The following is a 12,350-nucleotide window of genomic DNA, read 5'->3' as shown; positions in this document are numbered from 1 at the left end:
CTACAGCGCCGCGTAGACGATAAAGGTCACCACGCCGAAAATCTCCAGCTGCGCTTCGTCGTCGAACACGATGGGCGCGTAGGCGGGATTCATCGGCAACAGCCGCACGTCGGGGTGGCACTGCAGCTTTTTGACGGTGAATTCACCGTCCACCGCAGCGATCACGATATTGCCATGCTCCGGCGTCAGGGCGCTGTCGACAATCAGCAGATCGCCGTCCCGAATGTTGCCGTCGATCATCGATTCGCCGCTGGCGCGCACGAAATAGGTGGCGTTGGGGTGCCGCACCAGCAGCTTGCCGATGTCCAGCCGGCCTTCGACATAGTCCTGCGCCGGGGAAGGAAAGCCGCAGGCCACGCGATCGGCAAACAGCGGTAACGTTAGGGGTTCACCTGGTGAAAAAGCATACAACCTTGAATTGCTCAGCATAATCATAACCAAACTGTATATTTATACAGTTAAGCATAAACAAAACGCGAACGCGTGCAACCCCCAATCCCCCTGCGGATCGCGCTTTCCCGCGTAATATAATAATTTTCTGAGCGATTTTTCCTGCAGCTTTTGGCGTTCTTCACGTGTGTTTGCACACATGATATCCACCAAAACTGTGGATAATGCGGCACTCAGACCGTTGGCGTATCGATGGGCAGGATGAGTGAGGGATTGTCATTGCGAACGGCGCCGACGGCGGGCGATACCGGTTGCCAGACGAAATCCTCTGCCTGCAGGCTGTACACGTCAGCCTGCATTTGACCAGAGGGCGGGACTAAGCGGGTGTCGAGCCAGTCGCGCGCGGCCGTCGGTCTCTGCTGCGTACAGCGCCGCAAAGAACAGCGGCAGGCCTTGCCTCAGCAAGAGCCCACGGGAGGAACGGCGGACGGCCTTACAAAATGACGCCAATAAAATTGCGACTGGCAATGGCATCAATGGGACGGCCAGAGACGAAAGTCAGTACGTTATGCCAGGAGCTTGGGATAACCCGACAAACGCTGTACCGCCACATTTCCCCTGATGGTCCACTGCGAGCTGACGGTATAAAGCTGCTCAACCGGGGATAATTTTAGCGGACGGAAAAATCTGGGGTTCCGGCGTAGAACCCCGAATAAGGAATAATCCTTAATTCATTTCAGGATTATTAATTCCATCTAAAACCTCTCGGCAATATTCTTTTTTATAGGCTTCATCATTACTTAATGACTTAACCAAAAAATCAGCATTTTTCCAACCATTATCCCAATGCGTATCGAATCCTGACTGTTCATACTTTAATGTTCTAGTTAATGAGTCTTTTATTTGTTTTTTATATTTATCAATTTTCTCATTGGTTGCCCCACAAACATCATGTGCAACACGAGCATTTGAGCCAGAAAAACCTATTGCTGAAATTGCCATCGCTTCATTTGATTTGTCGAAATCATTCGCATATGCCACAGCATTAGATAAAGCGAATATGACAAGAGCAGGTATGATTTTTTTGTATGAAATCATCTTTCACCTCTAACTCATTGATTGTTCATGGGGTCAGTTTGGATATCGAAAATTATTGTACATTAAGGCTGCTTTTTAATCAGTCTCAACTTCTTTATAGAAGGCCTGAATGCGACAAACTTGGGAAGTACTGTAGCCTGTCGCGTCTGCTGTTTCTCGGATGCTCAGTTTCTTAATCTGTCGGTAGTACAGGACTTTCTGATGTCGTTCCTGATCTGCCTGCTTTCCCCGGTATCTACCCAACGTATGCGCCCGTTCAATTCCCGGCTTTTGCCGTTGGCGGCGACTTGATCGTTCCGTCCGCGCGCCACAGCAGCAGGCAGGGGGCGCGCAGGTTCGGCCAGCACAATCAGCATCCGTCGCTACAGCGGCGACGGCCGGCGGACGTTAACCGTTGCCACGATGTCACTCCTCTCTCTTATAGATGAGGACATGCAGGCGCAGCCGGTCGGCATCAACACGTTCATCCATTATTGTGCCCGGATAGCCCTGCAGCGCCAGACCGTACCAGAAACTCAGAATGACAGAAGCCTTACCCAACTCTAGGGTGTAACCCATCCCGCCCTGGTTCAGATTGCATTTTTTAATCGCATCTTCTGCTTCCCGGATCAGCTGCGCATAGCTGAGTGAAAAATTCAGTGCCTGATCCATCCTGCTCGCTCCATCTCACCGCTGGCGCGCACGAATAAGTGGCATTAGGATGCCGCACCAGCAGTTTGCCGATATCCAGCCGGCTCTCGACATAGTCCTGCGCCGAGGAGGGAAAACCGCAGGCCACGCGATCGGCAAACAGCGGTAACGTCAGGGGCTCACCTGGTGAAAAAGCATACAACCTTGAATTGCTCAGCATAATCATAACCAAACTGTATATTTATACAGTAAAGCATAAACAAAACGCGAACGCGTGCAACCCCCTATCCCCCTGCGGATCGCGCTTTGTCGCGTAATATAATAATTTTCTGAGCGATTTTTTTTTACGCCTGCTAAGTGTTTCACTGCCCCTTGCACACACGTTATCCACCAAAACTGTGGATAACCTGCAGGGCGTGATTCCCTACGCGAGCGGGATCAGAATCCTGTATAATCCCCACACCTGCTAATAAGAATTCATCCTCGTCGGCGCCTCGTCACCGACGGTCACGAGAACGTTATGAACAAGCACCTGCTCTTCGCAGAAACCGACGATATCAAACAGGAATGCCTGTCGCGCCACGCGGTCTGGCAGCGCAACGATCTGGCACAGGCGCAGCAGGATTGGCTGGCGGAAGAAGTGCCGGTCGCCCTGGTGTACAACGGCATTTCCCACGTGGTGATGATGGCGACGCCAAAAGATCTGGCGGCCTTCGCCATCGGTTTTTCGCTGTCCGAAGGCATCATCACCTCCCCCGACGATATCTACGACATCCGTCAACAACCGGCCTGCAACGGCATTGAAGTGCATGTAGAGCTTTCGAGCCGCCGCTTTATGCAGCTGAAAGAGAAGCGCCGCAGCCTGGCCGGCCGCACCGGCTGCGGCGTCTGCGGGGTCGAGCAGCTGCAGGAGGTTGCTCAGCCCATCGCACCGCTGCCCTTCACCCAACGTTTCGATTTGGCCCAACTCGACCGGGCGTTGGCTCAACTGCAGGAAGTGCAAACGGTGGGAAAACTGACCGGCTGCACCCATGCGGCGGCCTGGATCCAGCCGGACGGCGCACTCAGCGGCGGATGTGAAGACGTCGGCCGCCATGTGGCGCTCGACAAACTGCTGGGTTACCGCAGCCAACAGGCCTGGTCGCAAGGGGCGGCGCTGGTCTCGAGCCGCGCAAGCTATGAAATGGTGCAAAAGTCCGCCATGTGCGGCGTCGAGATCCTGTTCGCCGTCTCCGCCGCCACCCGTCTGGCGGTGGAAGTGGCCGAGCGCAGCAACCTGACGCTGGTGGGCTTCAGCAAACCGGGGCGCGCCACCGTCTATACGCACCCGCAACGGCTCTGGCAATCGACAACGGCGGCATAGCGCCGCCGGATAAGAATCGACTATTCTCAATAGCAGGACACCAGGAAGCACCCACGTTATGATAATTCGCCCGCACCAGAACTGGTTTTTTCGCCTGTTCGCCTGGCACGGTTCCGTGCTGTCAAAAATTACCTTTCGCCTGTCGCTGAACGTGCTGATGTCGATAGTGGCGGTGATCAGCTACCAATGGTACGAACAGCTCGGCGTGCATTTGACCATCGCGCCGTTCAGCCTGTTGGGCATCGCCATCGCCATTTTTCTCGGCTTTCGCAATAACGCCGGCTACAGCCGCTTTGTCGAAGCGCGCAACCTGTGGGGCTCGCTGCTGATTACCGAACGCACCCTGCTGCGCCAGATCAAAAGCCTGCTGCCGGACGAACCGGCGGTGCAGCAAAAGGTCGCCAAGCTGCTGATCGCCTTTAGCTGGAGCCTGAAGCATCAGCTGCGCGGCACCGACCCCACCGCCGATCTGTACCACAATCTCACCGGCAACGAGCTGGCCGAGGTGATCGCCAGCCCGATGCCGACCAACCGCATCCTGCTGATGCTGGGCCAGGAAATCGGCAAATTGCGCCGTCAGGGCCTGCTGAGCGACATCACCTTCGGGCTGATCGACGATAAGCTGAGCGAACTGTCTCACACCCTCGGCGGCTGCGAACGGCTCGCCAGCACCCCGGTGCCGTTCGCCTATACCCTGATCCTGCAGCGCACCGTTTACCTGTTCTGCAGCCTGTTGCCTTTTGCCCTGGTGACCGATCTGCATTACATGACACCGTTTGTTTCGGTGTTCATTTCCTATACCTTCTTATCCTGGGACTCACTGGCCGAAGAGCTGGAGGATCCGTTCGGCGTGTCGGCCAACCATCTGCCGTTAAACGCCATTTGCAACACCATCGAGCGCAACCTGCTGGAAATGAACGACCAAAGCCCGCTGCCACCGCCGATGAAACCCGACGAGCACTTTAATTTGATCTGATCTATTTCACCCGAACACACTGGAGCCGAATGCAATGAATGCAAATAACACCCCGCCGCAAGCCGTATTCACGCCGGTCACGCGCCATGCCATTTTCATCGTCGCCACCCTGTCGCCCGTTCCCGCCCATCTGGCGGCGGTGCGCGCCTGGTGCGGCGATATCGCCGCCGTGGTACGTTCGGTCGGCAAACGCGCGCCGGCGGGCAATCTCACCTGCGTCTGCGGCTTCGGCTCCGAGGCCTGGGATACGCTGTTCGGCGCGCCGCGCCCTCGCCAGCTGCATCCGTTCAGCCCGATCGGCAGCGGGGAGCGCGTTGCGGTCGCCACGCCTGGCGACATCCTGCTGCACATCCGCGCCGATGAAATGGATCTGTGTTTTGAACTGGCCTCTCAGTTGACCGCCAAGCTCGGCGACGCCGTGACGGTGATCGAGGAGGTGCACGGCTTCCGTTATTTCGATCAGCGCGCCATGATCGGCTTCGTCGACGGTACGGAGAACCCGGAGGGGCACGAAGCCTTCGACTACACGGTGATCGGCGACGAAGACGCGGCGTTCAGCGGCGGCAGCTATGTGCTGGTGCAGAAATACCTGCACGATATGCAGGGCTGGAATTCGCTCAGCGTGGAAACGCAGGAGAAGATCATCGGCCGCCATAAACAGTCCAACATCGAGCTGGATGAAGCGGTCAAACCGTCGTCGTCGCACAGTTCGTTGACCACCATCACCGACGAGCAAGGCAACGAGGTGAAAATTCTGCGCGACAACATGCCGTTCGGCCGCCCCGGCCTGCGCGAGTTCGGCACCTACTTTATCGGCTATGCGCGCTCCCCGCAGCCGATCGAGCAGATGCTGGAAAACATGTTTATCGGCCGCCCGGCCGGCAACTACGATCGGCTGCTCGATTTTAGCCACGCGGTGACCGGCACCCTGTTCTTCGTGCCTTCTGCCCCGCTGCTGGAAGCGCTGGCCGATCGCAGCGGCGCCGAACTGCACTAACGCCTCTTCGGCGGCAATGCCTCCCCCCGCGACTTATACTGAATTAACGTTGCGTTATTGAGGGGGAGGCGCCATGCCGCTCACATTCAAACCGTCGGAAAGACTCTCCATCGGCACCGAAATAGAGCTGCAGCTGGTCGATGACGAGCACTACGATCTTACGGATCGGGCTGACCGGGTGGTCAGCGCGGTCGGCGACCGCCGACGCGTCAAACATGAGCTCACCAAGTCGATGGTGGAACTGAACAGCTCGGTGCACCGCGATCTCGATGCGCTGCACGCCGAGCTGCGCGCCCTGACCGATACCGTCCGGCGTAGCGCACGGCGCCTGGGCTGTGACGTCTGCGGCGGCGGCCGCCACCTGAGCAACGACTGGCGCAAGCAGGTCATCAGCGACAACGCGCGCTACAGGCAGCTGGCCAGCCGTTTTGGCTATCTCTCCAAGCTGGCCTGCGTATTCGGCCAACACATCCACCTCGGCGTCAACGACGGAGACGAGGCGATGTACCTGTGCCATGCGCTGACGCCCTATTTTCCGCAGCTGATCGCGCTCAGCGCTTCGTCACCGCTGTACCAGGGCGTCGATACGCGCTTTGCCAGCTCCCGTTTCAGCGCACAGAATTCTTTCCCCAATTACGGCTGCCTGGAACACATCTACAGCTGGCGCGAATTCAACGCCTACTATGACCGGCTGCATGCCGCCGGCGTCATCGACAGCGTCAAGGATATTTACTGGGATGCGCGGCCGAAACCGGAGCTGGGCACGGTAGAGATCCGCATCTGCGATACGCCGCTGCGCCTCGCGCACGCCACGCTGCTGGTCGGCTACTGCCGTCTGCTGGCCGATTTTCTGTTGCAACACCGCACGCCGATCGCGCCGGAGTACGATGCCTTCACCAACTACAACAAGCTCAACGCCTATCGCAGCGGTTTCGCCGCCGAATACGTCGATCCCGCCACGCTGCGCCGCTGCAGCCTGACTGCACATATCCTGCACACCCTCGACACGCTGAGCGGCTTCGCCGAGCGGCAGGAGGATCGGGCCGTGCTGCAGGCGGTCGAGCGCCATGTGCGCCGGGGCGTCAGCGATTCGGAGCATATCCGCCAGATGTTGCACAACGGCCTGCCGCAAACCCAGGTCATCAAACGCCTGTGCGATGAGCTGTTGCAACCGGCAAGTTAAGTTTCGGCTATCGATTCCATACGCCAAAGCGGCTGTTCATTATGTGCTCTTTCGCTACAATCGTGAGCACTGACATTCACCGTATCGAGGACACTATGTACAATTTCTCCCGCTATCAGGCAAAAGAACTGGCGCTGGCTTACATGAGCGGCAAAAAGCACGATCTGTCGCCGCAGGAGTTTTTGCAGCAGTTGAAAAGCAGCGAAAGATCGTTTGAGCACCTGCTGAAACACGGCAGTGAAATGCCGCGTGACGTGCTGGTCAAAAGCTTCTGAACGGCCGGTCGCCGGCCTCTTTCCGTCTACGCCGCCGGTGGCGGACCTGACAGGTCCGCGCATTCCCGGCCGTCTCTCTCCCTTTCTCTTCGCCCCCGACGTTTCGCCTCCACCGACCAAAACCCGGAAAATTCGCCTTTAGAGACGAATTATTGACATATTCGTATTCAGGTGCGAATTTATAGTCATCCTCCATCCACAACGGATCACGCCATGCCGACGCCAATCAGCGTAATCAGCGGCGATCTGGTCGATTCTCGCCGGTCAGACACCGTCAACTACCTCAACGGGCTGCACAGCCTGCTCGATCGGCTGCAGCGCGACGGGCGGCTGCGCCAGGTGGAAATCTTTCGCGGCGATGCCTTCCAGGCGCAGGCCGCGCCGGAGGACGGGCTGTTGCTGGCGGTGTATATTCGCACTGCGCTGCGGGCGATGGGCGCCGCGCACTGGGATGCGCGCATCGCCGTCGGGCTGGGTAGCCAACGGCCCGACGCCGCCGGTTACGGTAGCGCCTTTATCAACTCCGGCAGCGCGCTGGACGCCATGACGAAAAATTGCCGCCTGGCTCTGAAAACCGACAACGATCGGACAAACGCCATTGTCAGCGATCTGCTGCCGATGTTAGATCATGTCATTGGCCGCTTGTCGCAGACCGAAGCGCGCATCGTCCAGGCGAGAATGTTCGCCGACAGCGGCGCGGCCGTAGCCGAGCAGCTGCAAAAAGCCGCCTCCACGGTCTCCGCCGCACTGAAACGCGCGGCCTACGAGGAAATCATGCGGTTTATTCACGCCATTAACAGGATCGTCTGACTATGGATCTGACCTATGCGCCTTTGCTGGCCTGGCTGTTGATCGTCCATCTGCTGGCGGATTTTCCACTGCAGCCGCTGAGTTGGGTGGAAGATAAAATCCAACATCGCTCGCGTTCGCGTTTTCTGCTGTTGCACGCGTTGCTGCATGGGGTGCTGGCCGCCTGGGTGGTGGCCGGTTTCGGCCTGCTGCACGGCGGACTGTCTTCACTGCAGGTGCTGATCAGCCTGCTGGTTATCGCCGTCAGCCACTACCTGATCGATTTGCTGAAAGTCACCGCCATGATCCGCCTGAGCCCGGCCCGCAGCTTTCTGCTCGATCAGGGATTGCATCTGGCGGTGATCGCCTTGCTGTGGCTGGGGCTGACGCCGAATGCCGGTGAACTGCTCGCGGCGTTGGGACGGCAACTGGGGAGTTGGCAAACCGGCCTGGTGCTGGTGGCCTACAGCCTGATTTATCTGCCGATGAGCCTGCTGATTGGGCAACTGCTGGCGCGCTGGACGCCGCAAATGCCGCCTTCGGCCAAGGCCGACAACGATTCGCTGCTGCGCGCGGGCAAACAGATTGGCTATCTGGAAAGAACGCTGATCCTGACCTTTGTGCTGCTGGGGCAAATTCCGGCGATCGGCTTTTTGCTGGCGGCCAAATCTATCTTCCGTTTCGGCGATCTGCGCCAAAGTGACGATAAGATGCGTACCGAGTATGTGCTGCTCGGCACGCTGTTTTCCTTCACGCTGACCATCATGCTCGGCCTGCTGGTCAACAAACTGCTGTAGCGGTGCGGGGGCGAAGAATTTCGCCCCCGAAGTGAATGCCGAGGCGGCTTAGAGCCACTCGCCGAAGCGGCGGATATAGAAACGCTTCATCAACTGTGCGACCACGCAGTAGCTGACCAGCGTAGCGGCCAACCACGGGAAGTATTCCCACGGCAGCGGCTGCAAGCCAACCAGGGCGCCGAGCGGCGAGAACGGAATGTAGATGCCGAGCGCCATCACCAACCCGGTGGTCAGCAAGACCGGCAGCGCCGCCGTGCTCTGAATGAACGGGATCTTCTGGGTGCGCAACATATGCACCACCAGCGTTTGCGACAGCAGCCCCTCAATGAACCAGCCGGACTGGAACAGCGCCTGGTGTTCCACGCTGTTGGCGGCGAACACGTACCACATCAGCGCATACGTCGTGATATCGAAGATTGACGAGGTCGGCCCAATCCACAGCATAAAGCGCCCGATGTTTTTGGAGTCCCACTTGCGCGGTTTGCGCAGAAACTCTTTGTCCATCTTGTCCCACGGCAGCGACAGCTGAGAAATGTCGTACATCAGGTTCTGAATCAACAGGTGGATCGCCAGCATCGGCAGGAACGGGATGAAGGCGCTGGCCACCAGCACCGAGAACACGTTGCCGAAGTTGGAGCTGGCGGTCATGTTCAAGTACTTGATGATATTGCCGAAGGTCTCGCGCCCTTTGATTACCCCCTCTTCCAGCACCATCAGGTTCTTTTCCAACAGGATGATGTCCGCCGACTCCTTGGCGATATCGGTACCGGTGTCGACCGAGATGCCGACGTCGGCGTCGCGCAGCGCCGGCGCATCGTTGATGCCGTCGCCGAGGAAACCGACGGTATGGCCGTTGGCCTGCAGCATTTTCAGCACCCGCGATTTTTGCAGCGGCGTCAGCTTGGTGAAGACCGTGCGCTGTTCCACTTCGCGCGCCAGTTCTTCGTCATCCATCTGTTCAATCCGCAGCCCGGAGAGCGGCTCGCCCGGCTCCAGCCCGACGTCGCGGCAAATCTTGCAGGTGATCACCGGGTTGTCGCCGGTCAGCACCTTCACCGTCACGCCATTTTCCTGCAGCGCGGCGATCGCCTGCTGAGCGCTCTCCTTCGGCGGATCGAGGAAGGTCAGCAGCCCTTGCACCACCATATCGCGTTCGTCGGCCACGCTCAGCGGTTCGGCCGGGCGCTGCGCATCCAGCTCGCGCGTCGCCAGCACCAGCACGCGGAAACCGTCTTCGTTATATTCTCGGGCCAGCGCCTGCAACGCCGCACGGCGCGCGTCGTCCAGCACCAGCGTCTGATCGCCTTCGCGCACGTGGGTGGCGATCTCCAGCATCTCCTCCACCGCGCCCTTACAGATCAGCTGCTGGCGGCCATTCTCATCCGCCACCACGATCGACAAACGGCGGCGCACGAAATCGAACGGCAGCTCGTCCACCTTGCTGAAACGCCCCAGGGCTTCAATCCCCGGTTTGCCGCGGCCAAAGCGGATCACCGCCTGATCCATCAGGTTCTTCATGCCGCTCTGATGGAAGCTGTTCAACCAGGCCAGGTGCAGCACCTCGTTATCTCTGGCGCCGTTGACGTCGATGTGGTGCTCGAGAATGATGCGGTCCTGGGTCAGCGTGCCGGTCTTGTCGGTGCAAAGCACGTCCATGGCGCCAAAGTTCTGAATGGCGTTCAGACGCTTCACCACCACCTTGCGACGCGACATGGCGATCGCCCCTTTCGCCAGGTTGGAGCTGACGATCATCGGCAGCATTTCCGGCGTCAGGCCGACCGCCACCGCCAGCGCGAACAGCGCCGCTTCGCTCCAGTCGCCTTTGGTGAAGCCGTTGATCAGCAACACCACCGGCACCATCACCAGCATGAAGCGAATCAACAGCCAGCTGACGCTGTTCACCCCGCGATCGAACGCAGTCTGCGCCCGTGTCCCGACGATCGACTTGGCCAACGAGCCGAAGTAGGTGCGCCCGCCGGTCGCCACCACCACCGCCGTAGCGGTACCGCTGGCGACGTTGGTGCCCATCAGACAGATGTTGGAGAGCTCAAGCAGCGCGTTCTCGCTGGACACTTCCCCTTCGCTCGACTTCTGCGCCACGTTGCCCATCGCATCGTATTTCTCGATAGGGATCGCCTCGCCGGTCAAAATCGCCTGGCTGATGAACAGATCGCGCGAGGCGATAAGACGCACGTCGGCCGGCACCATGTCACCGGCGGAGAGCTGGATGATATCCCCCGGCACCAGTTCGCGGATCGGCACTTCCAGCGTCAGCGGATGCGCGCTGTAGCTGCTGCGGCGCAGCACCGTGGCGGTAGTGCGCACCATCGATTTCAGCGCTTCCGCCGCTTTGTTGGTGCGGTATTCCTGCCAGAAACGCAGCAGCCCGCTCAGCGTGACCATGGTCAGGATGATAATGACGCCGGTGAGTTCAGTTTCTTCACCGCTCTGGAGCGGCAGCCAATAATCGGTAAAGAAACTGATCGCAGCCAGCACCATCAGCACGAAGATAAACGGGTTGTTGAAGGCCTTGATCAGCTGGATCAGGGCATGCGGCGCCTTGTCATGGGCGACCTGGTTGGCGCCGAACTGCTCCAGCCGCTCATCGGCGTCGTCCTGGGTCAAGCCGTTGCGGTTGCACTTCAGGTTCGCCAGCGTTTGAGCGATGCTGTTGGTGGCCTCTTGCGCAATGGCGTAGGTCACCGCGTCTTTATCACGGCGACGCGTTCTTTCATTAATCTGAGTCATAACGCTATTCTCTTATTTTAGTTCTGCGCACAGCGAAGCCCCGCCCGATAAACAGGTGACTATGCGCAGCTTGGAATTTTTTATTAGCGTGACTAAATGGCGGAATTACCCTGTCAGCCACGCTGGAATCATTTTCCTTCCGGGGTCATCGTCCATAACGCCTCCTTAATGTTCAGCGTTATTCAAGGCGTGCATGAATAAACCTGAACATATAATCAAGTTAATCAATATTTATATCATTAATCAGACCGGTAATTCGGACGCGACGCGCCAGCGAACGGCGCTCACGCTTTTTTCCAGACTGACGCGGCAGACAATACCTTCGATTTCTTTTTGCGCGGCCGGCGTAGCGGTAATTTCCGCGCACACTTCCAATTGCCCCGGGCTCGAAATATCGGCGCTGCGCAAGGATTGCAGCCGCAAGGCGACGCCGTTCAGCGCCTGCAGGATCAGGGTGCGCACCAGAATTTCGTCCTGCTCGCCGCAGGTCACCTGAATGCGATAGCACAGTTCCAGATCGGTCGCCTGCTGATGCGGCTGCAGATTGATGCGCTGCGCGGCTTCGCGCAGCAGGATATTGGCGCACAGGATCACCAGCGTAGCGACCACCGCATCCCAATGCTGGCCCAGGCCGCACAGTACGCCGATCCCCGCCGAACACCACAGCGTGGCGGCGGTATTGAGGCCGCGAATATTAAGCCCTTCACGCATGATCACGCCGGCGCCGAGGAAGCCGATACCGGATACGATCTGCGCCGCCACGCGGCCGGCGCTGGCCGGATCGGTGGACATGGAGCTGAGAATAAAGACCGCCGCGCCGGTCGCCACCAGCGCATTGGTGCGCAGGCCGGCCATGCGTTGGCGCCACTGGCGTTCGGCGCCAATGACCGCGCCCAGGCACATCGCCAGCAATAAATTCAAAACGAAAGGAGTCATAGCCATGACTGTCCCCTTAATTAACCGCAGGAGATAAAATCATGTGCTGTTTAGCACACGCGAAATCGCGCTGAAAATAAATCAGCGAATCAGCGTGCTGTGCCTGGAGGGAAAAGGCTGTGGCTGCAGAATACCATAATAACGTCCAACTCAATTCACCTGAAACCG

12 protein-coding genes and 3 pseudogenes are annotated in these 12,350 nt (G+C 58.5%); 7 read left to right on the top strand and 8 right to left on the bottom strand.

Annotation, left to right across the window (positions count from 1 at the left end; all coding sequences use genetic code 11):
- From umuD to ACJ8J1_RS04365, 6 genes and pseudogenes are all read right to left on the bottom strand, one after another.
- Complete coding sequence (umuD, locus tag ACJ8J1_RS04390; RefSeq protein WP_033643579.1) at nucleotides 1-435, bottom strand: translesion error-prone DNA polymerase V autoproteolytic subunit; 435 nt, start codon at nucleotides 433-435, stop codon at nucleotides 1-3.
- A gap of 188 nt (nucleotides 436-623) precedes the next feature.
- A pseudogene (locus tag ACJ8J1_RS04385) lies at nucleotides 624-803 on the bottom strand (SOS response-associated peptidase family protein); the annotation flags it as partial.
- A 313-nt stretch (nucleotides 804-1,116) separates the two neighbouring features.
- Nucleotides 1,117-1,488, bottom strand: coding sequence for a hypothetical protein (locus ACJ8J1_RS04380; protein WP_126502249.1), 372 nt, complete (start codon nucleotides 1,486-1,488; stop codon nucleotides 1,117-1,119).
- Nucleotides 1,489-1,563: 75 nt separating this feature from the next.
- Nucleotides 1,564-1,776: pseudogene (locus tag ACJ8J1_RS04375) on the bottom strand (resolvase); the annotation flags it as partial.
- A gap of 117 nt (nucleotides 1,777-1,893) precedes the next feature.
- Complete coding sequence (locus tag ACJ8J1_RS04370; protein WP_016927225.1) at nucleotides 1,894-2,139, bottom strand: hypothetical protein; 246 nt, start codon at nucleotides 2,137-2,139, stop codon at nucleotides 1,894-1,896.
- Between the two features lie 14 nt (nucleotides 2,140-2,153).
- Nucleotides 2,154-2,344, bottom strand: a pseudogene (locus ACJ8J1_RS04365) (DNA polymerase V); the annotation flags it as partial.
- Nucleotides 2,345-2,638: 294 nt separating this feature from the next.
- On the opposite strand from ACJ8J1_RS04365, the gene fdhD reads away from it, so the two are divergent.
- From fdhD to ACJ8J1_RS04330, 7 genes are all read left to right on the top strand, one after another.
- Entirely contained in the window at nucleotides 2,639-3,481 is an 843-nt protein-coding gene (gene fdhD / locus ACJ8J1_RS04360; RefSeq protein ID WP_033643581.1) for a formate dehydrogenase accessory sulfurtransferase FdhD, read from the top strand.
- Nucleotides 3,482-3,539: 58 nt separating this feature from the next.
- Nucleotides 3,540-4,457 carry a bestrophin family protein gene (locus tag ACJ8J1_RS04355; protein WP_033643582.1) on the top strand — a complete coding sequence of 306 codons (918 nt, stop codon included), beginning with the start codon at nucleotides 3,540-3,542 and terminating at the stop codon, nucleotides 4,455-4,457.
- Nucleotides 4,458-4,491: 34 nt separating this feature from the next.
- Complete coding sequence (locus tag ACJ8J1_RS04350) at nucleotides 4,492-5,454, top strand: Dyp-type peroxidase (RefSeq protein WP_033643584.1); 963 nt, start codon at nucleotides 4,492-4,494, stop codon at nucleotides 5,452-5,454.
- Nucleotides 5,455-5,527: 73 nt separating this feature from the next.
- Nucleotides 5,528-6,637: a YbdK family carboxylate-amine ligase gene (locus tag ACJ8J1_RS04345; protein ID WP_033643586.1), complete on the top strand. Its 1,110-nt coding sequence runs from the start codon at nucleotides 5,528-5,530 to the stop codon at nucleotides 6,635-6,637.
- Nucleotides 6,638-6,732: 95 nt separating this feature from the next.
- Nucleotides 6,733-6,912, top strand: coding sequence for a hypothetical protein (locus tag ACJ8J1_RS04340; protein ID WP_004935085.1), 180 nt, complete (start codon nucleotides 6,733-6,735; stop codon nucleotides 6,910-6,912).
- A gap of 213 nt (nucleotides 6,913-7,125) precedes the next feature.
- Nucleotides 7,126-7,722, top strand: coding sequence for a hypothetical protein (locus ACJ8J1_RS04335; RefSeq protein WP_033643587.1), 597 nt, complete (start codon nucleotides 7,126-7,128; stop codon nucleotides 7,720-7,722).
- A gap of 2 nt (nucleotides 7,723-7,724) precedes the next feature.
- Entirely contained in the window at nucleotides 7,725-8,498 is a 774-nt protein-coding gene (locus tag ACJ8J1_RS04330; RefSeq protein ID WP_033643588.1) for a DUF3307 domain-containing protein, read from the top strand.
- A gap of 48 nt (nucleotides 8,499-8,546) precedes the next feature.
- Here the strand turns inward: ACJ8J1_RS04330 and mgtA are convergent, their stop codons facing one another.
- Together mgtA and ACJ8J1_RS04320 are read right to left on the bottom strand one after the other, a co-directional pair.
- Complete coding sequence (mgtA, locus tag ACJ8J1_RS04325; RefSeq protein ID WP_033643589.1) at nucleotides 8,547-11,246, bottom strand: magnesium-translocating P-type ATPase; 2,700 nt, start codon at nucleotides 11,244-11,246, stop codon at nucleotides 8,547-8,549.
- 243 nt (nucleotides 11,247-11,489) lie between these two features.
- Complete coding sequence (locus ACJ8J1_RS04320) at nucleotides 11,490-12,188, bottom strand: MgtC family protein (protein ID WP_025303346.1); 699 nt, start codon at nucleotides 12,186-12,188, stop codon at nucleotides 11,490-11,492.
- Between the last annotated feature and the right edge of the window lie 162 nt (nucleotides 12,189-12,350).

Origin of the sequence: Serratia sp. CY37869, from assembly GCF_052168895.1 — a bacterium.
In the GTDB taxonomy this organism is placed as follows: domain Bacteria; phylum Pseudomonadota; class Gammaproteobacteria; order Enterobacterales; family Enterobacteriaceae; genus Serratia; species Serratia ureilytica.
Note: the sequence above shows the minus strand (reverse complement) of the source record. Positions and strands in the feature narration are given on the sequence as shown.